Origin of the sequence: Agaricicola taiwanensis, from assembly GCF_014635245.1 — a bacterium.
In the GTDB taxonomy this organism is placed as follows: Bacteria; Pseudomonadota; Alphaproteobacteria; order Rhizobiales; family Methylopilaceae; genus Agaricicola; species Agaricicola taiwanensis.
Genome location: NZ_BMCP01000002.1, coordinates 1,142,760 through 1,166,426 on the forward strand (window position 1 = coordinate 1,142,760; position 23,667 = coordinate 1,166,426).

Consider the following 23,667-nt stretch of genomic DNA (forward strand, 5'->3'; position numbering starts at 1 on the left):
GGCTCAGCCCATCCGCGCGAGCAGCAGCCGGGCCGTATCCTGGCGTTCCGCAAGCTGCTTCAGAGCATGAACACCACCGGCCGCATAGGCGGCCACGGCCCGCAGAAGCGCGCCCAGCTCATCGGCAGCGGATCCATCGAAGACGCAATGGGCGCCACGCGTCAGCCGCGCGATCTCCTTGAAGGCGCGGCTTGCAACGGGATCGCTTCCTTCCTGGAAAAGGAAGACGGGCACAGCACGCAGAGCCACCTCGCCCGCAGCGGCGCAGACATCATCAAGGCTTTCCTCAAAGGCATCTCCAACGAAGGCCAGCGCCTTCACCTGCCCCCTGGCTGCCTCACCGGCCGCATGGCGCAGAACGCGGCCAAGTTGCGTGTGCCCTCCGCGGCAATCGATTTTCTCCATCATGGCTTTCAGGCTCTTCGCCTCGTGAGCCCAGCGGCTCGCGCGGCACTCACCAAGGCCGCGATAGTAGACAAGCTGAATATGAAGGCCGCCGGCCTTGGCCGCCTCGTCGAACATGCCAGCCTGGAGGAGACAGGCGCGATCCCATGTCGGCTGGCGGCTCATGGTGGCGTCCAGGGCGAAGATCAGCCCGTTGCCGCCCGCAGCCGGTGCAATGCTGCGTGCCTCTTGCACGAAGTCCGCGATTTGGCGTGACGGCGCCGTGCCGGAACCCGCCGGAATGGTCTTGTTGCCTGCCATTTCTCTCCCTGACCTTACTGGAAAGATGGAGGATGGGCCTGGCCGCTGCAACCGGCGCAAACCTTCATTTGCACCACAGCCCCCATGGATTTAGGGTCCGCGCCGCCCTGCCCCTTTCTTGGAGATTCCAGAATGACGATCCCGGTGATCGCGCAGCTCGATGAATTGCGGTCCACGGTGGCCGCCTGGCGAGCGGATGGACAGCGCATCGCGCTCGTTCCCACCATGGGAGCCCTTCACCAGGGGCATCTCGATCTGGTGCGGCGCGCCGGCGAACTGGCCGAGCGCGTGGTCGTTTCCGTGTTCGTCAATCCGACGCAATTCGCGCCCACCGAAGACTTCGGGCGCTATCCCCGCGACCTGGAGCGGGATTATGCCGCGCTGAGCGGCACCGCTGTGTCCGCGCTCTATGCGCCGACGGCGCAGGATATGTATGGGCCGAATTTTTCGACAAAGATCTCGCTGGAGGGCCCGGCATTGGGCCTTGAAAGCATCACCCGCCCCCATTTCTTCGCCGGTGTAGCGCTGGTGGTGACAAAGCTCTTCAACCGCTGCGCTCCGGATGTCGCGCTTTTCGGCGAGAAGGACTACCAGCAGCTCAAAGTCATCTCGCGCATGACCAAGGATCTGGACCTGCCGGTCGAGATCATAGGCGTGCCGACCACACGCGAGGCGGACGGCCTCGCGCTGTCTTCCCGCAACGTCTATTTGTCCGAGGAGGAACGGGCGGTGGCCCCGCGGCTGCACATGGCCCTCCAAGACCTTGCCCAGGTGGTCAGCCGGGGCGATCCGATCGCGGCTGCGGTGGCGCAGGCGCGAGAGGCATTGGCAGCGGCGGGATTTGACGTCGACTACGTGGAGGTGCGGGACGCCGAGACGCTTGAGGCCGTGGAGGCACATGACAGGCCGCTGCGGGTGCTGGCGGCGGCCAAGCTGGGCACCACCCGCCTCATCGACAACATCGCCGTGCCGCGAGCCTGATCCAGAGATGCCGGCGGTCAGTCGAGCAACGCCAGAAGGCGGTGTGCCGCGCTCATTTCCGCAAAACGGGTGGAGCGGCGGATCATCGCTTCCTCATCCCGTCCCCAGAGCTGCATGTTCCAATCCTCGTCCACATGGGCGGCAGCCCAGGCTTCATCGGCGGTGAGGCGGCCCTTGAAGACGGCAATCGCGAGGAGCGCGGAACCAGTCAACGTCATGATCGTGTGAAGTGCCGCCAGCCGCAGCGGGTCCAGCGGGGCGACCAGTTCGCGGATGCGGTCAAGTGTCGGTTCCGGCTGATCGGTGAAGCTGATGCCCTGCACGAGGACGAAGCTGAGGTCGAGGTCATCGCGCGCCCAGGCGAGCACCGGGTCCCATTGCATGCTCTGGCTGAGCACGAGGCCTTCCGGCGCTTCGGCCCGATAGCACAGAAGGTCGGATCCGGCATATTTGACGATTTCGTCGGCTACGGCATTTCGCTCGCCGGTCACACCGTCGATCGCCACGTTGACCAGACGGGTCAGAGGCATGGTCAGGGGGTCAATGCGCTCACCCTGCGCCATCCACTCCTCGGCCAGCGCGATGGCCAACGCCCGCGACGGCAGCGCGATCGCCTGCCTTGCCGGCGTGCGTATCGGCCGGCCGTCAAGATGGACCGTAAAATGCTGATTCTCTTCAGCGGCCTCCGCGCTTTTGTAGAAGCGTTTTGGGAGCTCGGGGCGCATCAGGCGCTGCGCCTGGCGCATGGGATCATCGGCCGGAATTTCGCTCATGGCTTTGACTTAGTGCGGCTCAAGGGAAAGCGAAAGATCATCCGCCTCGGCGAGCGCCGCGTCGACAGCCGCTTCCACTTCCAGGAAGTCCTTCAGGACGCATCTCGCCCCCGCTTCGACCAGCAGCTCGTCAGGGTGATAGCCCCAGCCAACGCCAACCGCGGCGACGCCGGCGGCTCTTGCCATCCGGATGTCCCAGGCAGTGTCACCGATCATGACGGTTTCCTGCGGCGTGACGCCCATTTCTCCCATGGCACGCAGGACCATGGCGGGATCAGGCTTGGACGGATTATCGTCGGCGGTCTGGATGGTCAGGAAACGCCCCTCGAAGCCGTGGGTCTTCAGCATGCGTTGCACGCCTCGCACGGATTTGCCGGTGGCGATGCCGAGCAACAGGTCATCGCGCCGCGACAGCCGCTCCACAGTTTCAAAAGCGCCTGGGAACAGAACCTCGTCATGCTGGCCTGCAAGCCGGAGTTCGGTGAAGGCTGCCGCATAATGCTCGCGCAGTGCGGCCGCGGGGAAGCCCGGCTGATGGTTCCCCAGTGTCTGCATGGCTTCCAGGAGGCTGAGGCCGACGATGGACAGGATCGCCTCACGTTCGGGAGGGATGAGACCTTCCGCCTCGAAGGCCCGCGTCACAGCGGCGACGATCATGTGCTGGCTGTCGACCAGCGTGCCATCGACATCAAAAAGAACAAGGCGCGGCGTCATCACGGCAATCCATCCCCGACGGCCGTCTGCCGCCATCACGGGCTTACCTCATCCTGCTTGAGGAGAGAACCAAACAAAAAGGCGAGGATGCCGCAGCACCCTCGCCTGTTCTCAAGGCCTGATCGGCCGGCCTTTTACTCGGCTGCTTCGACGCCCTGCGGCATCTTCTGCTGCTGGGCGGTCTCGGACGCCTTTTCGCGCGTCATGGTTTCCAACGCGGAGCGAACGCCGGCGCCGTAGTCCGGATGCACCTTGGTGAAATGACCGAGCTGGCGCTCGATGATTTCCTGCGGCACGCCCCACATGGCTTCCGCCAGGTTGAGGAAGAGGCGCTGGCGCTGGCCCTCGTCGAACAGTTCGAACAGCGCGCGGGGCTGACGATGGTCGTCATTGCCGTCGCGGTGGTTGAAGCGGTCCGCATCGCCCGAGATCTTCAGCGGGGGTTCAGCAAAGCGATCATCCTGAGCGGCTCCGTTGAAGGAGTTGGGCTCATAGTAGGCGTTCTGGGCGCCGGTCACCTGGCCGAAGAAGTTCATGGCGCCGTCCTTGTGGTAGTGATGGACGGGGCACTTGGGGGCATTCACCGGCAGGTGCTCGTAATGCGTGCCGATGCGATAACGATGAGCGTCGGCATAGGAGAAAATCCGCGCCTGCAGCATCTTATCGGGGGAGAAGCCGATGCCCGGCACGATGTTCTTCGGAGCGAAGGCGGCCTGCTCAACTTCCGCGAAGTAATTTTCCGGATTGCGGTTCAGCTCCAGAACACCGACGTCGATCGGCGGGTAGTCGGCATGCGGCCAGACCTTGGTGAGGTCGAAGGGGTTGTACCAGTGCTTGCCGGCATCCTCCTCCGGCATGATCTGCACCTGCATGAGCCACTTCGGATAATCGCCCTTCTCGATGGCATTGAAGAGGTCTTCCTGGGTGCTCTCGCGGGTGCGGCCCACCACCTCGGCGGCTTCCGCATTGGTCCAGTGACGGTGGCCCTGCAGGGTCTTGAAGTGGAACTTCACCCAGAAGCGCTCATTGGCGTCGTTGATGAAGGAGAAGGTGTGGCTGCCGTAGCCGTTGATATGGCGCACGTCCGTCGGCAGGCCGCGGTCCGAGAACAGCGTCGTGATCTGATGCAGGCTCTCCGGCGAAAGGGACCAGAAGTCCCACATGGCGGTGGGGGAGCGCATGTTGGTCTTGGGGTGACGCTTCTGCGTGTGGATGAAGTCCGGGAACTTGTAGGGATCGCGGATGAAGAAGACCGGCGTGTTGTTGCCGACGAGGTCCCAGTTGCCCTCTGGCGTGTAGAACTTGATGGCGAAGCCGCGCACGTCGCGCTCGGCATCAGCGGCACCGAGCTCACCCGCCACCGTTGAAAAGCGCAGCAGCAGGTCGGTGGTCGCGCCCGGCTGAAGCACCTTCGCCCTGGTGTATTTGGCGATCTCGGGATTGGTGACTGTCAGCGTGCCATAGGCGCCCCAGCCCTTGGCGTGGACGGCGCGCTCGGGAATGCGTTCGCGGTTCTGATGCGCCAGCTTCTCGATGAGCTGGTAATCCTGCATCAGCAGGGGCCCCCGCGGGCCGGCTGACAGAGAATTCTGGTTATCGGCAATGGGCGCGCCGGCGCTGGTGGTCAGTGTCGGTCGTGTCATCTTTTTTGTACCCTCGGAGTGAAACCGGCCCAACCATGCCCCGAGGAGGAGGATCAGCACAAATCAGATTGAATCCGTTCTAAGATAAGATTATCTGATCACCGATGTTGACCCTTCGCAATCTTCGCTATTTCCAAGCATTGGCTCGCCATGAGCACTTCGGCCGCGCGGCGGAGGCCTGCTCGATCACACAGCCTGCGCTGTCCATGCAGATCCGCGAGCTGGAGGCCCATCTGGGGGAAAAGCTTGTGGAGCGAAGCCGGGAGGGGGTGCGCCTCACCGAAACCGGCCGCGAGACGCTGAAGCACGCGGAACGGATCCTGTCCGCCGTGGCAGACCTGGAATCGCAAGCCCGGCGCAGCCGGCCGCCGCTCTCCGGCCCTTTCCGGCTGGGCGTCATTCCTTCCGTGGCGCCCTATCTTCTGCCCCGGCTGCTGCCGGCGGTACGCCGGCGGGTGCCGGATGCCCGGCTTTCGCTGCGTGAAACACGCACCGCACAGCTGGTCGAGGAGCTGATGGCAGGCCAGCTTGATGCGGTCATCCTGAGCCTTCCCCTGCACCAGCCCGAACTTACCCAGCAGCCGCTGTTCGATGATCCTTTCCTGCTTGCCGTCGGAGCAGACAGCCAATTTGCGGAAAACGCATGTGCAAATGAGGCCATGCTCGGCAGCGACGACCTGCTGCTTCTCGAAGACGGCCACTGCTTCCGTGACCAGGCCCTGGAGGTATGCCGCACGCTCGATGCGGGACAGCTTCGCAGCTATGGCGCCACCAGCCTCTCCACGCTCATTCAACTCGTGGCGAACGGTCAAGGGATCACACTGGTGCCGCAACTGTTCGTATCCTCGGAGGCGCAGGCTGACCCGCGCGTGAAGATGCTGCACTTTCCCGCCCCTGCCCCACAACGGACGATCGGGCTCGCGTGGCGGCGTGCGGCGAACATGCAGCGTGACATTCGCGAGATTGCGGAGGCGGTTCGGACCTCGCTTCCTAGCGAGAGCCTGGCGCTTGCCTATTCTTCCGGCGCTTCCTCGATCGGATCGTAGCGGGAAGCATCAAAGCCCAACAGGTTCCACGACTGCTGCATGTGCGGCGGCAGCGGTGCCGTGACATCGATCACGCCGCTGCCGCGCGGATGCGGGATCACGATACGCCTGGCCAGAAGATGCAGCTTGTGTTGGATGCCCCCGGGCACTTCCCAATTTTCCTTATTGAAGTATTTGGGATCGCCGATGATCGGATGGCCGATGTGGTCTGTATGAGCGCGCAGCTGGTGGGTGCGGCCGGTGACCGGCTTCAGTGACAGCCAGGCTACCCGCTGCGCCGCGTTTTCCACCAGGGTGTAATAGGTCACGGCATGGCTCGCGTCCTTTTCGCCATGGCGGGCGACGCGCATACGCTCGTTTCCGTCCGCCCCGGCATCCTTGGCCAGATAGGTCGAGATGCGGCCCTGCTTGGGCTTCGGCACGCCGGCGACCAGCGCCCAATAGATCTTGCGCGCGGAACGCGAACGGAAGGTCTTGGCAAGAGCGGCTGCGGCCAGCCGCGTCTTGGCGATCACGAGGCAGCCGGCGGTGTCCTTGTCGAGCCGATGCACCAGCCGGGGCTTCTGCCCTTCGGCATCGCGCATGCTCTCCATCAAGCCGTCGATGTGCCTGATCGTGCCGGGGCCGCCCTGCACGGCGAGGCCCGCCGGTTTGTTCAGCACCATGACGTCCTTGTCCTCGAAAAGGATCAGCTCCCGGAGGAAGCGCTCATCCTCCGAGCGAGGCTTGGGCGGTCGCGGCTTGCCCTCCTCATCCTCCAGCTTCAGCGGCGGCACGCGGATCGCCTGCCCCGCTTCAAGGCGGGTCTGCGTCTTGGCGCGCGCGCCATCGACCCTCACCTGCCCGGTGCGAACAAGCTTTTGCAGATGGTCGAAGGACAGCGCTGGAAAACGGGCCTTGAACCAGCGGTCAAGCCGGAGGCCGTCCTCGTCTTCCTTCACGGTGATAGTCTGAACGCTCATGTGCTTCTCTTACGTGAGGGAGCGCGCCAAAGCGAGACCAGCGACAAGAGCCACCAGCGCGAGAACGACCGAGCCCATGACATAGGCGGCGGCAAGTTGCGGCTGGCCGCTGTCCCAGAGCGCCGTGGCGTCCAAGGAAAATGCGGAAAAGGTCGTGAATCCGCCGAGAACGCCGGTGGCGAGAAAAAGCCGGATGTTGGCTCCGCCGCCTTCGAACTTCAGCGCCAGCCAGCCCGCGAGCAAACCCATGAGAAAGCTGCCGATGACGTTCACCGCGAAGGTGCCCCAGGGAAAGCTGACGCCGAAAACTCTCAGAGCCGCGAGGTTGACGAGATGCCGCGCTCCCGCGCCGAGACCGCCGCCGATCATGACGAGGACAAGAGGTTTCATTCTATACCTTCTGCAGGCTTCGATCCGTCCGCGAGCGGCGGCCAAGGATATGCCCGTCTCCCGACCCGAAGGCAATGAGCCATGATACTTGGTCCCGTTGACATGACCAGCAGCCCTCCTGATAATCTTCATAAGAATACGAGGCGCGCCAACGCCGGGCGGGCGATCTTCGCCTGCCGAAATGGAAGGAAATAGATCTTTGCACGACACGATCGACACAGGCGCCGCGCGACGCGAACTCGCGGTCGGCGGCAAGAGCTACACCTATTTTGCCTTGGAGACGCTTACGGGCGCAGAGGGTGTCGATCTCAACCGGCTTCCCATCTCTCTCAAGATCCTGCTGGAGAACCTGCTGCGGCATCAGGATGGCGAGGTTGTCACATCGGAAGACATCATGGCGCTGGCGCGCGGCGGGGGATCTGATGCCAAGGAGATCGCCTATTTTCCGACGCGCATCGTTATGCCCGACTCTTCGGGCATCCCTCTTCTCGCCGATCTCAGTGCCATGCGCGACGCGATCCTCGCGCGCGGAGGAGACCCCGAGCTCATCAATCCGGCAATCCCCGTCGACCTTGTGGTGGACCATTCGGTCACCGCGGAGTTCTTCGGATCCCGCGCCGCGCTTCAGCGCAACATGGATGAGGAATATGCCGCCAATCGTGAACGATATGAGTTCGTGAAATGGGCCGCACAGGCCTATCGGAACCTGCGCGTGGTGCCGCCGGGCATGGGCATCGTGCATCAGGTGAACCTGGAATACCTCTCGCGGCCCATCTGGCATGAGATGAAGGCGGGGAAAGCGCTCGCTTATCCCGACACGCTTGTCGGCCTCGACAGCCATACGCCGATGATCAATGCACTGGGTGTGCTCGGCTGGGGCGTGGGCGGCATCGAGGCCGCATCGGCCATGCTGGGCGAGCCGATCATGATGCCGGTGCCGGAGGTGCTCGGCTGCCATCTCGTGGGGCAAAGAGCGCCCGGCGTCACCAGCACGGATATCGTGCTGGCCGTGACGCAGCGCCTGAGGCAGAAGGGCGTCACCGGCAAGCTCGTCGAATTCATCGGCGAGGCGGCCCGCCGGCTGTCGCTGGCCGATCGCGCCACCATCGCGAACATGGCGCCCGAGTACGGCGCCAACATGGGCTTTTTCCCCATCGACGACGAGACGCTGCGCTACCTGCGCATGACAGGGCGCGATGAGGACAGCGTGCTGCTGGCCGAGGCCTACGCAAAAGCGCAAGGCATGTGGGCCGATCACGCCGCCACGGCGGTCTATACGGACACGCTGGAAATCGACATCAGCGAGGTTCGCCCGTCCATGGCGGGACCCAAGCGGCCACAGGACCGGCGCGCGCTGGCGGAGGTCGCCTCCAGCTTCGCCGAGGCCTTTCCCAAACCGGCAACATCAGGCGATGCTCGGCCCGGGCATGGTGACATCGTCATTGCATCCATCACCTCCTGCACAAATACGTCGAACCCCTCGGTGATGCTGGCAGCCGGCCTTCTCGCCCGCAATGCCCGTGCTCGCGGGCTTCAGGCAAAGCCATGGGTGAAGACCAGCTTCTCCCCCGGCTCCCGCGTCGTTGCCGATTATATGGCGGAAGCCGGATTGCAGCCGGCGCTCGATGAACTGGGTTTTCACATCGTCGGCTATGGCTGCATGACCTGCGCCGGTGCATCAGGTTCGCTGCCCGCGGAGATCACCGAAGCGATGGCCGCGAACAATGCGACAGCAGTCGCCGTTCTTTCCGGCAATCGCAATTTTGAAGGCCGGATTCATCCCGCTGTAAAGGCGGCCTACATCGGCTCGCCGCCGCTGGTCATCGCCTACGCCCTTGCTGGAACCATCGACATAGACATCGAGCGCGATGTTCTGGGGCATGCGTCTGACGGCACGCCCGTTACCCTGGCCGACATCTGGCCGTCGGACGCCGAAGTCTCGGATCACATCGCGCGCTTCGTTGCCCCGTCGATGTTCCGTGACAGCTATGCCTCGATCTTCGGCGGCGACGGCAACTGGGCGGCCCTCCATGGCCGGCAGGGTGGCACCTATCAGTGGGACGACACGAGCACCTACCTGCGGCGCCCTCCCTTCTTCGACGGCGCGGCGGAGCCGAAAGCCGAGACGATCGACATACGAGGGGCTCGTGCCCTTCTTATGCTGGGCGACAGCATCACCACCGACCATATCTCGCCGGTCGGCCCCATTCAGAAAGACAGCCCCGCCGGCCTTTACCTGCGCGAGCGCGGCCTGCAGCCGGCAGAGCTGCATTCCTTCCTCGCTCGCCGCGTCAACCACGACGTCATGATCCGCGGCACCTTCGACAATCCGCGCCTGCGCAACGAGATGGTGCCGGGCATGGAAGGTGGGATGACCCGGCTTGTTCCAGGCGGCGACATCGTTCCCGTTCCTTCCGCCGCCGATCATTACGCGGCGGCGGACACACCGCTCATCGTTATCGCCGGGCGGGAATATGGCACAGGATCATCGCGCGACTGGGCGGCCAAGGGCACACGGCTCCTCGGGATCAAGGCGGTGGTGGCGGAAAGCTTCGAACGCATCCACCGTTCCAACCTGGTCGGGATGGGTGTTCTCCCGCTTCAGTTTCCCGAGGGCGTGACGCGATCCTCGCTCGGGCTCGATGGCCAGGAAAGCTATGACCTTGTTCTGCCGGGCGGGAAACTCGTGCCGAGAGGCCAGGTCCGTCTGATCATTCATGGCCCCAGCGGCCGCAAGGACGTCGACCTTCTTTGCCGACTCGACACCGAGCGAGAGGTTGAATGGTACGTCGCCGGCGGGGTCCTCCACTACGTGCTCGACAAGATTTCAGCATCGGGAGTGCGGCTCAGCGCCTGACGGCACCGGAACCCCGGGGCATTCACCCCGCCCAAATCCAACTGGGCGGTTTCATGTCCGGTTCCGTGTTCGGCCGCCGGGCCAGGCGCGGCGCCGCGGATTATGCGTCAGAAGAGGCACCCAGGCAGCCTGAGTTCGTCCGCTTATCCCCCACCGCGCTCCCGGCGCAGCTTGTCCCAGTAGTCGAGCCTCTTGCGGATTTCCCGCTCGAAGCCCCGGTCCGGCGGATCGTAAAACCGCTGCCGGCCCAGGGCCTCCGGGAAATAATCCTGGCCGGAAAAGGCATCCTCCTGATCGTGGTCATAGAGGTAGCCCTTGCCGTAGTCCTTCTCCTTCATGAGCGTGGTCGGCGCATTGAGGATGTGCTTGGGCGGCACAAGCGAACCATGTTCCTTGGCGGCACGGCGGGCGGCCTTATAGGCGAGATAGACCGCATTGGATTTGGGCGCGGTGGCGAGATAGACGCAAGCCTCGGCGAGAGCGAGCTCACCTTCGGGCGTGCCGAGATGTTCGTAAGCCTCACGCGCGGCATTGCAAATTCCCAGCGCCTGCGGGTCGGCAAGGCCGATATCTTCGGCCGCCATACGCACCAGGCGGCGAGCGAGATATCTCGGGTCCTCTCCCGCATCCAACATTCGCGCGAGATAGTAGAGCGCCGCATCGGGATCGGAGCCGCGGATTGATTTGTGCAAGGCGGAGATCAGATTGTAATGGCCATCCTGGCTCTTGTCGTAGATCGGTGCCCGCCGCTGGATGATGTCCTGCAAAGCGTTCTGGCCGAAGATTTCACCCGTCCGCGCCGCTCGCCAGACCTCTTCGGCCAACGTCAGCGCCGCCCGGCCATCACCATCAGCCATTCGCACGAGCGAGGCCCGCGCCTCCTCATCGAGAGGCAGGGCCCGGCCTTCGATGTCTTCCGCCCGAGACAGGAGCTGCGCCACGGCTTCCGAGCCAAGCGGCTGGAACACCATGACCCTAGCTCGAGACAGAAGCGCGGAGTTCAAGGCGAAGGAGGGATTTTCGGTGGTGGCGCCGACCAAAGTGACGGTCCCGTCTTCCATCACCGGCAGAAATGCGTCCTGCTGAGCCCTGTTGAAGCGGTGGATCTCGTCCACGAACAGAAGGGTGCCCTGCCCCACCGCCCGCCGACCGCGCGCCGCCTCGAATATCTTCTTCAGGTCCGCGACGCCGGAGAAAATGGCGGAGATGGGCTCGAAATAAAGATCCGTCTCGTGAGCCAGCAGGCGGGCGACGGTGGTCTTTCCCGTGCCGGGCGGCCCCCAGAAGATCAAAGAGCCCAAGCTGTCCGCCTCGATCAACCGCGACAGCGACCCGTCTGGGCCCAGGAGGTGCTGCTGCCCCACAACTTCGGCAAGCCGCGCCGGGCGCAGCCGATCCGCGAGAGGCCGCGGCGCATCCCTCTCCATGCCGGCCGCGGCGAAGAGATCGCTCATGAGCGGAACGACTGCGTCAGCACCTGATCACCCCGCTGGATGGTCAGCGACCAGATCCGGTCACGCCGTGCATTGACGGCCTCCAACGTTCGGGTGCTGTCGATCTCCCGATCATTCAAGGCCTTGATGCGGTCGCCCTCCTTCAGCCCGATCCGTTGCGCAACCGAGCCTTCCGCTACCTTCGCCACGATCACACCGGAGCCCGCGGTCTCGAGACCCAGCTCCTCGGCGACGGCCGGGGACATGTTGAGCACGGTCGCGCCTGTGACAGGTCCATTGCCATCCAGGAGCCGCTCGTCGCGTGCCGGTGTCTCGGGCGCGGGCACCAGAGACAGAGCCACGTTCTGCGTCTCGCCATCACGGATGAAGGTGATGGGGACGCTGCCACCAATCGGCCGCGTGGAGAAGCGGTAGCCAAAATCTTCCAGCGTTTCGATCTGCTGATCGGCAATCGTGACGATGATGTCGCCAACGCGAAGGCCGGCGGCCTCAGCGGGGCCGCCCCGGACCAGATCGGAGACGAGCACGCCCGAAGGGCGCTCGATACCAAGACTCGTCGCGATGTCAGGCGTTACGCTCTGGAGGGTTGCGCCGAGCCACGGACGCTTCACCCGCTCTTCGCCATCTTCCGCTGCCTCGATGACCTGACGCACCACATTGACCGGCACGGCGAAGCCGATGCCGTCGGAGCCCCCGGACCGAGAGAAGATCGCTGTGTTAATGCCGACGAGCCGTCCTCGCATATCGGTGAGTGCGCCGCCGGAATTGCCCTGATTGATGGCTGCATCCGTCTGGATATAAACGCGCTGATCGTTTGAGCGCAGCTCAACGCGCCGCAGGGCCGACACGATCCCTGAGGTTACGGTCTGGCCAAGCCCATAGGGATTGCCGATCGCCAGCACCAGATCACCCACTTCAAGAGCGTCGGAATCCGACAGCTCGATGAAGGGAAAGTCCTCTCCGTCCTTGATGCGCAGAACGGCAATGTCACTGCGCTCGTCACGGATGACGACTTCCGCCTCGAACTCGCGCCGGTCGGCCAAGGCGACCTTGATCTCGGTAGCGCCATCGATGACGTGGACGTTGGTCACGACCGTGCCGTCGGCGGAGACGATGACACCGGAGCCAAGCGCGCGCTGCACCCGCTCGCGGGGAACCGCCAAGGGACTGTTTCCGAAGAACTGCCGGAAGATGGGATCGTCGAAGGGAAAGCCCCGGGGCCGTTGCTGCACCACCCGAGACGCGTAAACATTGACCACGGCGGGAGAGACGGACTTGACCACAGGCGCATAGGACAGCTGCACATCCGCCCGGCTCTGCGGCACGGCCCGTTCCTGCGCCATCGCGACATCGGTTGCCGGCGTCGTTGCCAGTGCCAGCGCCGCGCCCAGGTAAAGCATCGTCTTCATCCACATCTCCGTTGACGGAAGCCTCGCAAGCGAGGGGAAACTTCATCGTGTAGATACCAAAGGCGAGATATGCTCATCCGAATTAAATTCCAACCGGAGGAACTGAGCTTGGAATGGATTATCCTCGGCATCATCGCTCTTGGCGTGCTTTCGGGCATCGGCATCTACAACCGGCTTGTGCGTCTGCGGCAGGTAACCAATCAGGCTTGGGCCGACGTCGATGTCCAACTCAAGCAGCGCTATGATCTGATCCCCAATCTCGTCGAAACCGTGAAGGGCTATGCCGGACATGAGCGGCAGACATTGGAAGCAGTGGTCAATGCCCGCAACGCTGCGGTTCAAGCCTCCGGCCCCGCGGCAACAGCACAGGCCGAAGGCGTTCTGACGGGCGCCCTGCGCCAACTCTTCGCGCTTACCGAAAGCTATCCTGACCTGAAGGCCAACACGAACTTCCTGCAGCTTCAGTCGGAACTGTCCGACATCGAGAACAAGATCGCGGCCGCGCGCCGCTTCTTCAACAACGCCGTCTCAGAGTTCAACGCCGCCATCGAAACATTCCCGGCCGTCCTTTTCGCCTCGGCGCTCGGCTTCAGGTCACGCGAGTTCTTCGAGGTGCCGGAGACCGAGCGTGCGACGGTTGAAACGGCCCCGCAGGTCAAGTTCTGACGCCGCCTCCCGCATCATGTTCGGCACCGTCGGCCTGCGCACGCACATCTGGAACAACGCCCTCAAATCATTGGCGTTGCTTGCGGGCTTTCCCCTCCTTCTGTTCCTGATCCTCTATGCCTTTTCGATCGTCATGCTGGCATTTGAGGGGCAGGATGTGGCCAGTGCGCTTGAGCTTGGTGTCTACCGGGCGCCATCGCTACTGCCCGTAGCTGTTGCGGCAGCAGCGATCTGGTTCACTATCGCCTACTTCAGCAATGTTTGGATCATCTCGGCCGCGACAGGCGCACGAAGTGTCGCCCGTCAAGACGAACCGAGACTGTACAACCTGCTCGAAAACCTCTGCATCTCTCGCGGCATGCCGATGCCGCGGCTACGGATCATGGAGACGGAGGCACTCAACGCCTATGCTGCCGGACTGACGCGATCCCAGCATATGATCGCCGTAACCCGAGGGTTGATGGACACGCTGTCTGACGAGGAACTTGAAGCGGTTCTCGCCCACGAACTCACGCACATCAGAAACAGCGACGTTCGCCTGCTCGTCATCGCCACTGCCTTTGCCGGGATCATATCGCTCGCTGGCGATCTCCTCTCGCGCAGCTGGCGCATCTTCGAGCCCTCTCCCGGCGACGGCCGATGGGGCGGCCCCACATGGGGCGGCGGGACCCACAGCAGTGGGAACTCCAGTGGGAAGAAGGGCAGCGGCGGTGCAGGAGCCATCATCATTCTGCTGCTGATCGCGGTAGCCCTCATCTTTCTGGCGCGTCTGCTGGCCATCGTCATCCGCTTCACGATCTCGCGCAGCCGTGAATTCATGGCCGACGGCGGTGCCGTGGAACTGACGAAAAATCCAGACGCCATGATTTCGGCCCTGCGCAAGATCGAGGGGCGGTCCCATGTCGTGGACGTGCCGGCAGACGTTCGGCCGATGTTCTTCGATGATCACGCCAAGACAGGATTCATGGCGAGCCTCTTCGCCACACATCCATCTATCGAAGACCGTGTTCAGGCTCTCGTGCAAACTGCAGGTGGACGGGACCCCGGCCCTTACATCCCGCCCGCGGGGCCCTGGGGGTCATTGAAGCCGCAATTGGCCGCCCGCCGACAGTGACAACACGTTGGGAAGCTCAGTGCCTCACCAGCGACTTTAAACAGCAAAAAGGGCGGCCATAAGCCGCCCTTTTTGTTTGCGTCCTTCGAGGACGATCAGGCTGCAACAGCTTCCTGCGAGCCCTCGGCCTCGGCGCGCGCGCGATCGGCAGCGCCCTTGGCGTCCATATCGCGGTCAACGAGCTCGATTACGGCCACCGGCGCATTGTCGCCATGGCGGAAGCCGGCCTTGAGAATGCGGGTGTAGCCGCCCGGACGCTCCTTGTAGCGCTCGGCGATAACCGAGAACAGCTTCTGGACCGTCGGCACATGACCGATCTCGGCGATCGCCTGACGGCGTGCGTGCAGGTCGCCCCGCTTGCCGAGGGTGATCAGCTTCTCGACCACAGGACGCAGATCCTTGGCCTTCGGCAGGGTGGTCACGATCTGCTCGTGCTCGATCAGCGAAAGAGCGAGGTTGGCGAACATCGCTTTCCGGTGACCCTGGCGCCGATTGAACCGGCGGCCGCGCTTGCCGTGCATCATATCAAGTCACTCCTCATGCAGCGGACGACATCCGTCGCGCGCTCAATAATGCTCTTCGAAGCGCTTGGCCAGCTCTTCGATGTTCTCCGGCGGCCAGCCAGGGACTTCCATACCAAGATGGAGGCCCATCTGCGCCAGCACTTCCTTGATCTCGTTCAGCGACTTACGGCCGAAGTTCGGGGTGCGGAGCATTTCCGCCTCGGACTTCTGCACGAGATCGCCGATGTAGACGATGTTGTCGTTCTTGAGGCAGTTCGCGGAGCGAACCGACAGTTCCAGCTCGTCCACCTTCTTGAGGAAAGCCGGGTTGAAAGCCAGCTCCGGAATGGTGCTCTCGGCGGCTTCCTTCTTCGGCTCTTCGAAGTTGAGGAAGATTTCCAGCTGATCCTGCAGGATGCGAGCGGCATAGGCCAGGGCATCCTCCGGCGAGACCGATCCGTTGGTCTCGATGGTCATGGTCAGCTTGTCGTAATCGAGGATCTGGCCCTCGCGGGTGTTCTCGACCTTGTAGGAAACCTTCTTGACCGGCGAGAACAGGCTGTCGATCGGGATAAGACCGATCGGCGCATCCTCGGGCCGGTTACGCTCGGCGGTCACATAGCCCTTGCCGGTTTCCACCGTCAGTTCCATGCGAACATCCGCACCCTCATCGAGCGTGCACAGCACCAGATCCGGGTTCAGAACTTCCGTATCGCCGGAGACCTGAATGTCGCCGGCGGTGACGACGCCAGGGCCGGTCTTCTTCAGGGTCAGGCGCTTCGGGCCCTCGCCCTGCATCCTGATGGCGATGTCCTTGATGTTCAGGACGATGTCCGTCACGTCCTCACGAACGCCCGCGATGGACGAGAACTCATGCAGCACGCCATCGATCTGCACCGAGCTGACAGCGGCGCCCTGGAGCGACGACAGCAGGATGCGGCGCAGCGAGTTGCCGAGGGTCACGCCAAAGCCACGCTCCAGCGGCTCGGCGACGACGGTCGCGATACGCTTGGAGTCGGCGCCGGCAGAAATCTCGAGCTTGCTCGGCTTGATGAGGTCTTGCCAATTCTTCTGGATCACGGCAGCACCCTAAGGTCTAAATACAAATGCGCTCCCGGGCCGCCACCCGAAGAGCGAAAAGCCAGCCCCGGAGGGCTGGTTCGATCACACGCGGCGCCGCTTGCGCGGACGGCAGCCGTTGTGCGGAATGGGCGTCACGTCGCGGATCGCCGTTACCGTGAAGCCGGCAGACTGCAGGGCGCGTAGAGCGGACTCACGGCCGGAGCCGGGACCGGACACCTCCACCTCAAGGGTGCGCATGCCATGCTCGGCTGCCTTGCGCGCAGCGTCTTCCGCTGCGATCTGGGCGGCATAGGGGGTCGACTTACGCGAACCCTTGAACCCCATGGTGCCAGCGGACGACCAGGACACGGTATTGCCCTGCACGTCGGTGATGGTGACCATGGTGTTGTTGAACGAGGCGTTCACATGCGCGACGCCCGAGACGATGTTCTTTCGCTCGCGGCGGCGAACGCGGGTAACTTCTTTGGCCATTCAATCAGTCCTTACAGTCCTTCAGGCGCGCCCGTAATCCCAGGCGCTCGGGACGAGCCGCGCGACCGCCGCGCGACCCTTATTACTTCTTCTTGCCAGCGATCGGCTTCGCCTTACCCTTGCGGGTGCGGGCGTTGGTGTGGGTGCGCTGACCACGAACCGGCAGTCCGCGACGGTGGCGCAGGCCACGATAGCAACCGAGGTCCATGAGGCGCTTGATGTTCATCGCGACATCGCGACGAAGATCACCCTCGACGAGATAATCGCGATCGATCGTCTCACGAATTTGAATTACATCAGCATCCGACAGCTGGTTCACACGGCGATCGAGCGGGATGGAAACCTTCTCGCAGATCTCTTCGGCCTTCTTAGCGCCGATGCCATGGATGTACTGAAGCGCGATAATGACGCGCTTATTCGTCGGAATATTGACGCCAGCGATACGCGCCACGTTACGTCTCCGTTATTGTCACCGGGCCCCGAAAGCCCAACCAAAACCAATGCTCTTCGGAACCCCCGACAGTCACCGGCAAAAGCGAAAAGGCACCGGCCATCTGCCAACAGAAGACCAGCACCGCAACAGACCAAATCTGTCGGAAGCCGGTGTATAAGGGATTCAGGAAAGCCGCGTCAACCTCTCAATCACGCTTCAGCATGTGCCAGAATGTCGTTGATCTGACGAGTCACCTCGTCGATCCCCGCCATTCCGTCCACTTCGCTGAGCAGCCCCCGCTCCCTATAGTAGGGCGTGAGCTGCGCCGTGACAGCCTTGTATTCCTGCAGGCGCTTGCGAAAGACGTCGGGATTGTCGTCCTTGCGCACCGCCTCGCCACGAGCCAGCGTCTCCGCCGCCCGCTTCTCAATGCGGCCGATGAGAGCATCCTCATCCACCTTCAATTCGATAACCGCATCGAGCGTGAGGCCTTTTTCCTTCAGCATCCGCTCAAGCGCATCGGCCTGGCCCACGGTCCTCGGAAAGCCGTCGAGGATGAAGCCACGGCGCGCGTCGGCTTCCTCGATACGGTCCGCCACGATGCCAACGACGATCTCGTCGGAGACAAGTCCGCCGGCGTCCATCACGGCCTTTGCCTTGCGGCCGATCTCAGAGCCGGAGGCCACGGCTGCCCGCAGCATGTCTCCGGTAGAGAGCTGCGGAATGTCGAACCTGGTCACCAGCCTTTGTGACTGGGTGCCCTTGCCGGCCCCGGGCGGGCCCAAAAAAATCAGTCTCATCGGCGCTTTCCTCTCAACTTGGCCTTCTTGATGAGGCCCTCATACTGCGCCGCGTAAAGATGTCCCTGCACCTGGGAAACGGTATCCATTGTCACGCTGACGACAATCAACAGCGAGGTACCGCCAAAGTAGAAGGGAACGGCTGCATAGGAGATCAGAATTTCCGGGATCAGGCAGACCAGAGCGATGTAGGCCGCGCCGATGACCGTGATGCGCGTCAGCACGTAATCGATATATTCCGCCGTGCGCTCTCCCGGGCGAACGCCAGGGATGAAGCCACCATACTTCTTCAGGTTCTCCGCCGTCTCCTGTGGGTTGAAGACGATGGCGGTGTAGAAGAAGCAGAAGAACACGATGAGCGCGACATAAAGCGCCATATAGAGCGGCTGGCCATGGCCAATGTAGGCCGTGAGCGTCGTGAGCCAACCGGGACCGCCCGCGCTTGCAAAGCCCGCGACCGTCGTCGGCATCAGCAGCAGCGACGAGGCAAAGATCGGCGGGATCACGCCGGCGGTGTTGACCTTCAGCGGGAGATGAGAGGATTCCCCGCCTGCCATCCGGGTCGCCGAGACCTGACGCTTCGGATACTGGATCAGCAAGCGACGCTGCGCACGCTCCATGAACACCACGAAGGCAATGACCACGATAGCCAGAACGATGATGGTGAGGATGATGCCGGTTGACAGCGCACCCTGACGTCCCAGTTCCAGCGTTCCCGCCAAGGCAGACGGCAGTTCCGCGACAATGCCCGCGAAAATGATCAGCGAAATGCCGTTGCCGATGCCGCGGGAGGTGATCTGCTCACCCAGCCACATCAGGAACATGGTGCCGCCGACCAGCGTGATCACCGCGGTGATGATGAAGAAGATGCCAGGCTCGATAACAACGCCTTGGGCGCTTTGAAGCCCCACAGCGATGCCGTAGGCCTGGAGCGTGGCAAGAAAGACCGTGCCGTAGCGCGTATACTGGTTGATGACCTTGCGGCCCGCCTCGCCTTCCTTCTTCAGCTGCTCAAGACGCGGAACAACCGCCGTCATGATCTGCACAATGATGGAGGCCGAGATGTACGGCATGATGTTCAGGGCGAAGATGGCCATGCGGCCAACGGCTCCACCCGAAAACATGTTGAACAGGCCGAGGATCCCGGCCTGTTGCTGCTGGAAGATCTGCGCCAACGCCTGGGGATCAATCCCCGGCAACGGAATGTAGGTTCCGAGACGATAGACGATCAGGGCACCGAGCGTGAACCAGATGCGCTTCTTCAGCTCCGTCGCTTTGGAGAGAGCCGAAAAATTCAGATTTGCTGCGAGCTGTTCCGCCGCCGAGGCCATCGTCCCCTACTCCGTTCGTCCGTCACTGCCCCTATATAGGGGTCAGGAGGCGTCCGCGCTCGGCGTCTCACCCAGGATCTTGATCGTACCACCAGCTTTTTCGACGGCCTCGCGTGCGCCCTTTGTCGCAGCATAGACCTCGAAGGCCACCTTCTTGGTCGTCAGTTCGCTGCCGCCAAGCAGCTTCACGCCTTCGCGCGGCTTGGAGATGACACCAGCCGCAACCAGCGCCTCAATGGTCACTGGGCTCTTGGCGTCAAGCTTGCCGGCATCGATCGCCTTCTGCACCCGGCCGAGGCTCAGCTCGTTCAGGTCCTTGGCGAAGATGTTGACGAAACCACGCTTTGGCAGGCGGCGGTAGAGCGACATCTGACCGCCTTCGTAGGCCTTGATAGCCACGCCGCTGCGTGACTTCTGACCCTTAACGCCACGGCCGCCGGTCTTGCCCTTGCCGGAACCGATGCCGCGTCCTACGCGGATCCGCTCCTTGGAAGCGCCGGGATTATCCCGAAGATCGTTGAGCTTCATAATCTAAATCTCCGTCGGTCAGACTTCGTCGACGACACGGACGAGGTGAGCCACCTTGGCAATCATGCCGCGCACAGCCGGCGTGTCGGTAAGCGTGCGACGGCGGCCGACCTTGTTAAGGCCGAGACCAACCAGGGTCGCGCGCTGATCCTGCGGACGCCGGATGGGGCTTCCGGTCTGCTCGACCGTTACGGTCTTGTCGTTGGTTTTCTTAGCGGCTTTGGCCATGATCCTGTCTCCTGGTCTCACGCCTCAGCGGCGGCGGCATCGCCATCCACGTCACGGCGACGGGACTGCAGAGCCGACACCTTCAGGCCGCGACGTGCCGCGACCGAACGCGGGCTGTCCTCTGCCTTGAGCGCCGAGAAGGTCGCACGCACCATGTTGTAGGGATTGGATGATCCCAGCGACTTGGCGACGATGTCCTGGACGCCAAGCGTCTCGAAGACAGCGCGCATCGGACCGCCGGCGATGATGCCCGTACCGGCCGGAGCCGCACGCAGGATCACCTTGCCTGCGCCCCAGCGGCCGGCGACATCATGATGCAGGGTGCGGCCTTCGCGCAGCGCAACGCGCACCATGCCGCGCTTGGCAGCCTCGGTCGCCTTGCGGATGGCCTCCGGCACCTCGCGGGCCTTGCCATGTCCGAAACCGACACGGCCCTTCTGGTCGCCGACGACGACAAGCGCAGCAAAGCCGAAGCGACGGCCGCCCTTGACGACCTTCGCCACGCGATTGATGTGCACCAGCTTATCGACGAATTCGCTGTCGCGCTCTTCGCGATCGCGGTCGCGTTCCCGTTCACGAGCCATGGCGTTCTCTAGTCCTTAAACTCTCGTGCGGCATGCACCGCACAGTGATCCTCAGAATGTCAGCCCGCCCTCGCGGGCGGCATCGGCGAGTGCCTTGACGCGGCCGTGGTAGAGGTAGGAGCCGCGATCGAACACGACCTCCTTGACGCCCTTCTCAACCGCGCGTTCAGCGATCAGCTTGCCGACCGCCTGGGCCGCCGCTGTATCCGCTCCCGTCTTCAGGCCGCTGCGCAGATCCTTTTCGACGGTGGAAGCCGCGACGATTGTCACGCCCTGCACATCGTCGATCAGCTGCGCATAGATATTCTTGGACGAGCGATAGACGGACAGACGAAGCCGTCCACTCGCTGCCTTCTTAACCGCCCGCCGAACACGCGCCCGGCGGCGGGCTTCAACCACAAGATTCTTCGCCATAGCTCGCGTTCCTTACTTCTTCTTGCCTTCCTTGCGGAAGATAAATTCGCCGGCATACCGGACGCCCTTGCCCTTATAAGGCTCCGGCGGACGGAATTCGCGGATTTCCGCTGCGACCTGGCCGACCTGCTGCTTGTTGATGCCGGAGATCGAAATCTCGGTCGGCTTCGGGCAAGCGATCTGAATGCCATCCGGGATCGGATAAAGCACTTCGTGGCTGTAGCCAAGAGACAGCTGCAGGTTCTTTCCCTGCACAGCCGCCCTGTAGCCGACGCCTTCGATCTCGAGCTTGCGCTCGAAACCGGTGGTGACGCCAGTCGCCAGGTTCTGCACCATGGTGCGGGACATGCCCCACATCGAGCGCGCGACCTTGTCCTGGGACCGCGGTGTCACAGTGATCGCGCCGTCCTCAAGCTTGGCCGTGACTTCCTGATGGAGCACAAAGGACAGTTCGCCCTTCGGACCCTTCATCTTTACCTGCTGGCCGTCCACCGAGGCGGTCACACCGCTGGGAACTGCCACTGATTTCTTCCCGATGCGCGACATCTGCGCACTCCGTTCCTATCTATTCCGCTGCGATCAGAAGATCGTGCAGAGAACTTCGCCACCGACGTTATTGTCGCGAGCCTCGTGATCGGCCATCACGCCCTTTGGCGTGGAGACGATCGCCACGCCAAGGCCATTGGCCACGCGCGGCAGGTTGCTCACCGACGCATAGACGCGGCGGCCAGGCTTCGACACGCGGCTGATCTCACGGATCACCGGTACGCCATCGAAATACTTGAGCTCGATCTCGAACTCGGTTCGGCCACCGTCGTATTCGGTGGTCGAATAGTCGCGGATATAGCCCTCGGACTTCAAAACGTCGAGCACCCGCGCACGAAGCGTGGAGCCAGGCGTCGAGACCTTGGTCTTGCGCCGCATCTGCGCGTTGCGGATGCGGGTCAGCATATCGCCGATCGGATCATTCATAGCCATAGCGACCGTCTCCTCACCAGCTCGACTTCACGAGACCGGGGATCAGTCCCTTATTGCCGAGCTCACGCAGGGCGATACGAGACATCTTCAGCTTGCGATAGAAAGCACGCGGACGACCCGAAACCTCACAACGGTTGCGGATGCGGATCTTTGCCGAATTGCGCGGCAGCTCCGCAAGCTTCAGGCGGGCGGTGAAACGCTCCTCACCCGAAAGCTCCTCGTTGTTCGCGATCGCCTTCAGCTCAGCACGCTTTGAAGCGTAACGGGCGGCAAGCTTTGCCCGACGCTTGTTCTTCTCGATTGCGCTCTTCTTCGCCATCGGTTCCTCGCTCAGTTCCGGAACGGAAAGTTCAGGGCGCGGAGAAGCTCACGCGCCTCATCGTCCGTCTTCGCCGTCGTGCAGACGATCACGTCCATGCCCAGAACCTGGTCGACCTGATCGTAATTGATCTCGGGGAACACAATGTGTTCCTTGATTCCCATCGCGTAGTTGCCGCGACCGTCAAAACTGCCCGGGTTGAGCCCGCGGAAGTCGCGGACACGCGGCAGCGCGATATTCAACAGACGATCCAGGAACTCGTACATACGAACCTTGCGGAGCGTCACCTTGGCGCCGACCGCCTGCCCTTCGCGCAGCTTGAACGTCGCGATGGAGGTGCGGGCGCGGGTGATCACGGGCCGCTGGCCGGCGATCAAACCGAGATCCTTGGCGGCGGAGGTCGCCTTCTTGGAGTCGGCGACAGCCTCGCCAACGCCCATGTTGAGGACGACCTTTTCGACGACCGGAACTTCGAAGGAGTTCTTGTATCCGAACTTCTCCGTCAGGGCCGCACGAACCACCTCGTTGTAGTGCTTCTTGAGCCGCGGCTCGTAATTCTGCGTATCAAGCATCGATCCGCTCCCCAGAGCGCTTTGCCACACGCACCTTGCGACCGTCTTCAAGGATCTGGAAACCGACGCGGGTCGGCTTGCCGTCCTTGGGGTCAAGGTGGGCGAGGTTCGAAAGATTGAGCGGCGCTTCCTTGCGGATCAGGCCGCCTTCCTGGGCCTGGGTCTGACGCTGATGGCGAACCACAACGTTGACACCCTTGACGATGGCTCGGTTCTCCTTGGGGAGAACCTGGGTCACCTCGCCAGTCTTGCCCTTGTCGCGGCCGGCGAGCACGACGACCTTGTCACCCTTGCGGATTTTCGCGGCCATCACAGCACCTCCGGCGCAAGCGAAATGATCTTCATATGGTTCTTCAGGCGCAGCTCGCGCGGAACCGGTCCAAAGATACGCGTGCCGACAGGCTCGCCTTCCTTATTGACCAGGACCGCCGCATTGCGATCGAAGCGGATCACGGATCCGTCGACGCGGCGAATGTCCTTGGCCGTGCGAACGACGACCGCCTTCATCACGTCGCCCTTCTTCACGCGACCGCGCGGAATGGCTTCCTTGACGGAGACGACGATAATATCGCCGACCGACGCATACTTGCGCTTCGATCCGCCGAGCACCTTGATGCACATCACACGGCGCGCACCGGAGTTATCCGCGACGTCGAGATTGGTCTGCATCTGAATCATGGCATGCTGCCTTCTCTCTTATCGGGCCGGT

General features: G+C 62.9%; 29 protein-coding genes. 5 read left to right on the plus strand and 24 right to left on the minus strand.

Features of this window, described 5'->3' with window-relative positions; translation table 11 throughout:
• Window positions 1-3 precede the first annotated feature (3 nt).
• Window positions 4-705 carry a VWA domain-containing protein gene (locus IEV58_RS12845; RefSeq protein ID WP_188410105.1) on the minus strand — a complete coding sequence of 234 codons (702 nt, stop codon included), beginning with the start codon at window positions 703-705 and terminating at the stop codon, window positions 4-6.
• Between the two features lie 132 nt (window positions 706-837).
• Here IEV58_RS12845 and panC point away from each other — a divergent pair, with 132 nt between their 5' ends.
• A complete protein-coding gene (gene panC / locus IEV58_RS12850) occupies window positions 838-1,686 on the plus strand; it encodes a pantoate--beta-alanine ligase (RefSeq protein WP_188410106.1) in 849 nt (282 codons plus the stop codon).
• A 17-nt stretch (window positions 1,687-1,703) separates the two neighbouring features.
• Here panC and IEV58_RS12855 read toward each other — a convergent pair whose 3' ends face one another.
• The 3 genes from IEV58_RS12855 to IEV58_RS12865 form a co-directional block, all read right to left on the minus strand.
• Window positions 1,704-2,459 (minus strand): ATP12 family chaperone protein, encoded by a 756-nt coding sequence (locus IEV58_RS12855; RefSeq protein WP_188410107.1) that lies wholly within the window; start codon window positions 2,457-2,459, stop codon window positions 1,704-1,706.
• A 9-nt stretch (window positions 2,460-2,468) separates the two neighbouring features.
• Window positions 2,469-3,173 (minus strand): HAD-IA family hydrolase, encoded by a 705-nt coding sequence (locus IEV58_RS12860; RefSeq protein ID WP_188410108.1) that lies wholly within the window; start codon window positions 3,171-3,173, stop codon window positions 2,469-2,471.
• A gap of 134 nt (window positions 3,174-3,307) precedes the next feature.
• On the minus strand, window positions 3,308-4,816 hold the full coding sequence (locus tag IEV58_RS12865) for a catalase (RefSeq protein WP_188410109.1): 1,509 nt from the start codon (window positions 4,814-4,816) through the stop codon (window positions 3,308-3,310).
• A 104-nt stretch (window positions 4,817-4,920) separates the two neighbouring features.
• Here IEV58_RS12865 and IEV58_RS12870 point away from each other — a divergent pair, with 104 nt between their 5' ends.
• Entirely contained in the window at window positions 4,921-5,862 is a 942-nt protein-coding gene (locus IEV58_RS12870) for a hydrogen peroxide-inducible genes activator (RefSeq protein WP_188410110.1), read from the plus strand.
• Here IEV58_RS12870 and IEV58_RS12875 read toward each other — a convergent pair.
• Entirely contained in the window at window positions 5,829-6,824 is a 996-nt protein-coding gene (locus IEV58_RS12875; protein WP_188410111.1) for an RluA family pseudouridine synthase, read from the minus strand. The genes IEV58_RS12870 and IEV58_RS12875 overlap by 34 nt on opposite strands.
• A gap of 9 nt (window positions 6,825-6,833) precedes the next feature.
• Window positions 6,834-7,214 (minus strand): fluoride efflux transporter CrcB, encoded by a 381-nt coding sequence (crcB, locus tag IEV58_RS12880; RefSeq protein ID WP_188410112.1) that lies wholly within the window; start codon window positions 7,212-7,214, stop codon window positions 6,834-6,836.
• 181 nt (window positions 7,215-7,395) lie between these two features.
• Here crcB and acnA point away from each other — a divergent pair, with 181 nt between their 5' ends.
• Window positions 7,396-10,071, plus strand: a complete 2,676-nt coding sequence (gene acnA, locus IEV58_RS12885; RefSeq protein WP_188410113.1) for an aconitate hydratase AcnA — start codon at window positions 7,396-7,398, stop codon at window positions 10,069-10,071.
• Window positions 10,072-10,214: 143 nt separating this feature from the next.
• On the opposite strand, the gene IEV58_RS12890 is transcribed toward acnA, so the two are convergent.
• Window positions 10,215-11,525, minus strand: coding sequence for a replication-associated recombination protein A (locus IEV58_RS12890; protein WP_188410114.1), 1,311 nt, complete (start codon window positions 11,523-11,525; stop codon window positions 10,215-10,217).
• Window positions 11,522-12,934 (minus strand): DegQ family serine endoprotease, encoded by a 1,413-nt coding sequence (locus IEV58_RS12895; protein ID WP_188410115.1) that lies wholly within the window; start codon window positions 12,932-12,934, stop codon window positions 11,522-11,524. The genes IEV58_RS12890 and IEV58_RS12895 overlap by 4 nt, the downstream gene beginning before the upstream one ends.
• A gap of 108 nt (window positions 12,935-13,042) precedes the next feature.
• Here IEV58_RS12895 and IEV58_RS12900 point away from each other — a divergent pair, with 108 nt between their 5' ends.
• Together IEV58_RS12900 and IEV58_RS12905 are read left to right on the plus strand one after the other, a co-directional pair.
• Window positions 13,043-13,600 (plus strand): LemA family protein, encoded by a 558-nt coding sequence (locus IEV58_RS12900; RefSeq protein ID WP_229729408.1) that lies wholly within the window; start codon window positions 13,043-13,045, stop codon window positions 13,598-13,600.
• A complete protein-coding gene (locus tag IEV58_RS12905) occupies window positions 13,563-14,714 on the plus strand; it encodes a M48 family metallopeptidase (protein ID WP_229729409.1) in 1,152 nt (383 codons plus the stop codon). The genes IEV58_RS12900 and IEV58_RS12905 overlap by 38 nt, the downstream gene beginning before the upstream one ends.
• Window positions 14,715-14,809: 95 nt before the next feature.
• Here the strand turns inward: IEV58_RS12905 and rplQ are convergent, their stop codons facing one another.
• The 16 genes from rplQ to rplN all read right to left on the minus strand — a co-directional run bounded on the left by rplQ (window position 14,810) and on the right by rplN (window position 23,636).
• Entirely contained in the window at window positions 14,810-15,238 is a 429-nt protein-coding gene (rplQ, locus tag IEV58_RS12910; RefSeq protein ID WP_188410118.1) for a 50S ribosomal protein L17, read from the minus strand.
• Between the two features lie 42 nt (window positions 15,239-15,280).
• Window positions 15,281-16,297 carry a DNA-directed RNA polymerase subunit alpha gene (locus tag IEV58_RS12915; RefSeq protein ID WP_188410119.1) on the minus strand — a complete coding sequence of 339 codons (1,017 nt, stop codon included), beginning with the start codon at window positions 16,295-16,297 and terminating at the stop codon, window positions 15,281-15,283.
• Window positions 16,298-16,381: 84 nt separating this feature from the next.
• Window positions 16,382-16,771, minus strand: a complete 390-nt coding sequence (gene rpsK, locus IEV58_RS12920; protein WP_188410120.1) for a 30S ribosomal protein S11 — start codon at window positions 16,769-16,771, stop codon at window positions 16,382-16,384.
• A gap of 82 nt (window positions 16,772-16,853) precedes the next feature.
• Window positions 16,854-17,222, minus strand: coding sequence for a 30S ribosomal protein S13 (gene rpsM, locus IEV58_RS12925; RefSeq protein WP_188410121.1), 369 nt, complete (start codon window positions 17,220-17,222; stop codon window positions 16,854-16,856).
• 191 nt (window positions 17,223-17,413) lie between these two features.
• Complete coding sequence (locus IEV58_RS12930) at window positions 17,414-18,004, minus strand: adenylate kinase (RefSeq protein ID WP_188410122.1); 591 nt, start codon at window positions 18,002-18,004, stop codon at window positions 17,414-17,416.
• Window positions 18,001-19,335: a preprotein translocase subunit SecY gene (gene secY, locus IEV58_RS12935; protein WP_188410123.1), complete on the minus strand. Its 1,335-nt coding sequence runs from the start codon at window positions 19,333-19,335 to the stop codon at window positions 18,001-18,003. Before secY ends, IEV58_RS12930 begins: the two co-directional genes overlap by 4 nt.
• A 42-nt stretch (window positions 19,336-19,377) precedes the next feature.
• Entirely contained in the window at window positions 19,378-19,863 is a 486-nt protein-coding gene (gene rplO / locus IEV58_RS12940; RefSeq protein ID WP_188410124.1) for a 50S ribosomal protein L15, read from the minus strand.
• Window positions 19,864-19,881: 18 nt separating this feature from the next.
• On the minus strand, window positions 19,882-20,091 hold the full coding sequence (rpmD, locus tag IEV58_RS12945) for a 50S ribosomal protein L30 (RefSeq protein ID WP_188410125.1): 210 nt from the start codon (window positions 20,089-20,091) through the stop codon (window positions 19,882-19,884).
• A gap of 17 nt (window positions 20,092-20,108) precedes the next feature.
• On the minus strand, window positions 20,109-20,675 hold the full coding sequence (gene rpsE / locus IEV58_RS12950) for a 30S ribosomal protein S5 (RefSeq protein WP_188410126.1): 567 nt from the start codon (window positions 20,673-20,675) through the stop codon (window positions 20,109-20,111).
• Window positions 20,676-20,726: 51 nt separating this feature from the next.
• Window positions 20,727-21,089 carry a 50S ribosomal protein L18 gene (gene rplR, locus IEV58_RS12955; RefSeq protein WP_188410127.1) on the minus strand — a complete coding sequence of 121 codons (363 nt, stop codon included), beginning with the start codon at window positions 21,087-21,089 and terminating at the stop codon, window positions 20,727-20,729.
• Between the two features lie 12 nt (window positions 21,090-21,101).
• A complete protein-coding gene (gene rplF, locus IEV58_RS12960) occupies window positions 21,102-21,635 on the minus strand; it encodes a 50S ribosomal protein L6 (RefSeq protein WP_188410128.1) in 534 nt (177 codons plus the stop codon).
• A 33-nt stretch (window positions 21,636-21,668) separates the two neighbouring features.
• Window positions 21,669-22,067: a 30S ribosomal protein S8 gene (gene rpsH / locus IEV58_RS12965; protein ID WP_188410129.1), complete on the minus strand. Its 399-nt coding sequence runs from the start codon at window positions 22,065-22,067 to the stop codon at window positions 21,669-21,671.
• Between the two features lie 13 nt (window positions 22,068-22,080).
• Window positions 22,081-22,386, minus strand: a complete 306-nt coding sequence (rpsN, locus tag IEV58_RS12970) for a 30S ribosomal protein S14 (RefSeq protein ID WP_188410130.1) — start codon at window positions 22,384-22,386, stop codon at window positions 22,081-22,083.
• A gap of 11 nt (window positions 22,387-22,397) precedes the next feature.
• Complete coding sequence (gene rplE, locus IEV58_RS12975; protein ID WP_188410131.1) at window positions 22,398-22,958, minus strand: 50S ribosomal protein L5; 561 nt, start codon at window positions 22,956-22,958, stop codon at window positions 22,398-22,400.
• Entirely contained in the window at window positions 22,951-23,268 is a 318-nt protein-coding gene (rplX, locus tag IEV58_RS12980; protein WP_188410132.1) for a 50S ribosomal protein L24, read from the minus strand. The genes rplE and rplX overlap by 8 nt, the downstream gene beginning before the upstream one ends.
• Window positions 23,268-23,636 (minus strand): 50S ribosomal protein L14, encoded by a 369-nt coding sequence (gene rplN, locus IEV58_RS12985; RefSeq protein WP_188410133.1) that lies wholly within the window; start codon window positions 23,634-23,636, stop codon window positions 23,268-23,270. Before rplN ends, rplX begins: the two co-directional genes overlap by 1 nt.
• Between the last annotated feature and the right edge of the window lie 31 nt (window positions 23,637-23,667).

Bases quoted from the DNA above. Each gene is read 5' to 3' on its own strand.
- IEV58_RS12845 (WP_188410105.1), bottom strand. From the start codon at position 705: ATGGCAGGCAACAAGACCATTCCGGCGGGTTCCGGCACGGCGCCGTCA.
- panC (WP_188410106.1), top strand. From the start codon at position 838: ATGACGATCCCGGTGATCGCGCAGCTCGATGAATTGCGGTCCACGGTG.
- IEV58_RS12855 (WP_188410107.1), bottom strand. From the start codon at position 2,459: ATGAGCGAAATTCCGGCCGATGATCCCATGCGCCAGGCGCAGCGCCTG.
- IEV58_RS12860 (WP_188410108.1), bottom strand. From the start codon at position 3,173: ATGACGCCGCGCCTTGTTCTTTTTGATGTCGATGGCACGCTGGTCGAC.
- IEV58_RS12865 (WP_188410109.1), bottom strand. From the start codon at position 4,816: ATGACACGACCGACACTGACCACCAGCGCCGGCGCGCCCATTGCCGAT.
- IEV58_RS12870 (WP_188410110.1), top strand. From the start codon at position 4,921: ATGTTGACCCTTCGCAATCTTCGCTATTTCCAAGCATTGGCTCGCCAT.
- IEV58_RS12875 (WP_188410111.1), bottom strand. From the start codon at position 6,824: ATGAGCGTTCAGACTATCACCGTGAAGGAAGACGAGGACGGCCTCCGG.
- crcB (WP_188410112.1), bottom strand. From the start codon at position 7,214: ATGAAACCTCTTGTCCTCGTCATGATCGGCGGCGGTCTCGGCGCGGGA.
- acnA (WP_188410113.1), top strand. From the start codon at position 7,396: ATGGAAGGAAATAGATCTTTGCACGACACGATCGACACAGGCGCCGCG.
- IEV58_RS12890 (WP_188410114.1), bottom strand. From the start codon at position 11,525: ATGAGCGATCTCTTCGCCGCGGCCGGCATGGAGAGGGATGCGCCGCGG.
- IEV58_RS12895 (WP_188410115.1), bottom strand. From the start codon at position 12,934: ATGAAGACGATGCTTTACCTGGGCGCGGCGCTGGCACTGGCAACGACG.
- rplQ (WP_188410118.1), bottom strand. From the start codon at position 15,238: ATGATGCACGGCAAGCGCGGCCGCCGGTTCAATCGGCGCCAGGGTCAC.
- rpsK (WP_188410120.1), bottom strand. From the start codon at position 16,771: ATGGCCAAAGAAGTTACCCGCGTTCGCCGCCGCGAGCGAAAGAACATC.
- IEV58_RS12930 (WP_188410122.1), bottom strand. From the start codon at position 18,004: ATGAGACTGATTTTTTTGGGCCCGCCCGGGGCCGGCAAGGGCACCCAG.
- secY (WP_188410123.1), bottom strand. From the start codon at position 19,335: ATGGCCTCGGCGGCGGAACAGCTCGCAGCAAATCTGAATTTTTCGGCT.
- rplO (WP_188410124.1), bottom strand. From the start codon at position 19,863: ATGAAGCTCAACGATCTTCGGGATAATCCCGGCGCTTCCAAGGAGCGG.
- rpmD (WP_188410125.1), bottom strand. From the start codon at position 20,091: ATGGCCAAAGCCGCTAAGAAAACCAACGACAAGACCGTAACGGTCGAG.
- rpsE (WP_188410126.1), bottom strand. From the start codon at position 20,675: ATGGCTCGTGAACGGGAACGCGACCGCGATCGCGAAGAGCGCGACAGC.
- rplR (WP_188410127.1), bottom strand. From the start codon at position 21,089: ATGGCGAAGAATCTTGTGGTTGAAGCCCGCCGCCGGGCGCGTGTTCGG.
- rplF (WP_188410128.1), bottom strand. From the start codon at position 21,635: ATGTCGCGCATCGGGAAGAAATCAGTGGCAGTTCCCAGCGGTGTGACC.
- rpsH (WP_188410129.1), bottom strand. From the start codon at position 22,067: ATGGCTATGAATGATCCGATCGGCGATATGCTGACCCGCATCCGCAAC.
- rpsN (WP_188410130.1), bottom strand. From the start codon at position 22,386: ATGGCGAAGAAGAGCGCAATCGAGAAGAACAAGCGTCGGGCAAAGCTT.
- rplE (WP_188410131.1), bottom strand. From the start codon at position 22,958: ATGCTTGATACGCAGAATTACGAGCCGCGGCTCAAGAAGCACTACAAC.
- rplX (WP_188410132.1), bottom strand. From the start codon at position 23,268: ATGGCCGCGAAAATCCGCAAGGGTGACAAGGTCGTCGTGCTCGCCGGC.
- rplN (WP_188410133.1), bottom strand. From the start codon at position 23,636: ATGATTCAGATGCAGACCAATCTCGACGTCGCGGATAACTCCGGTGCG.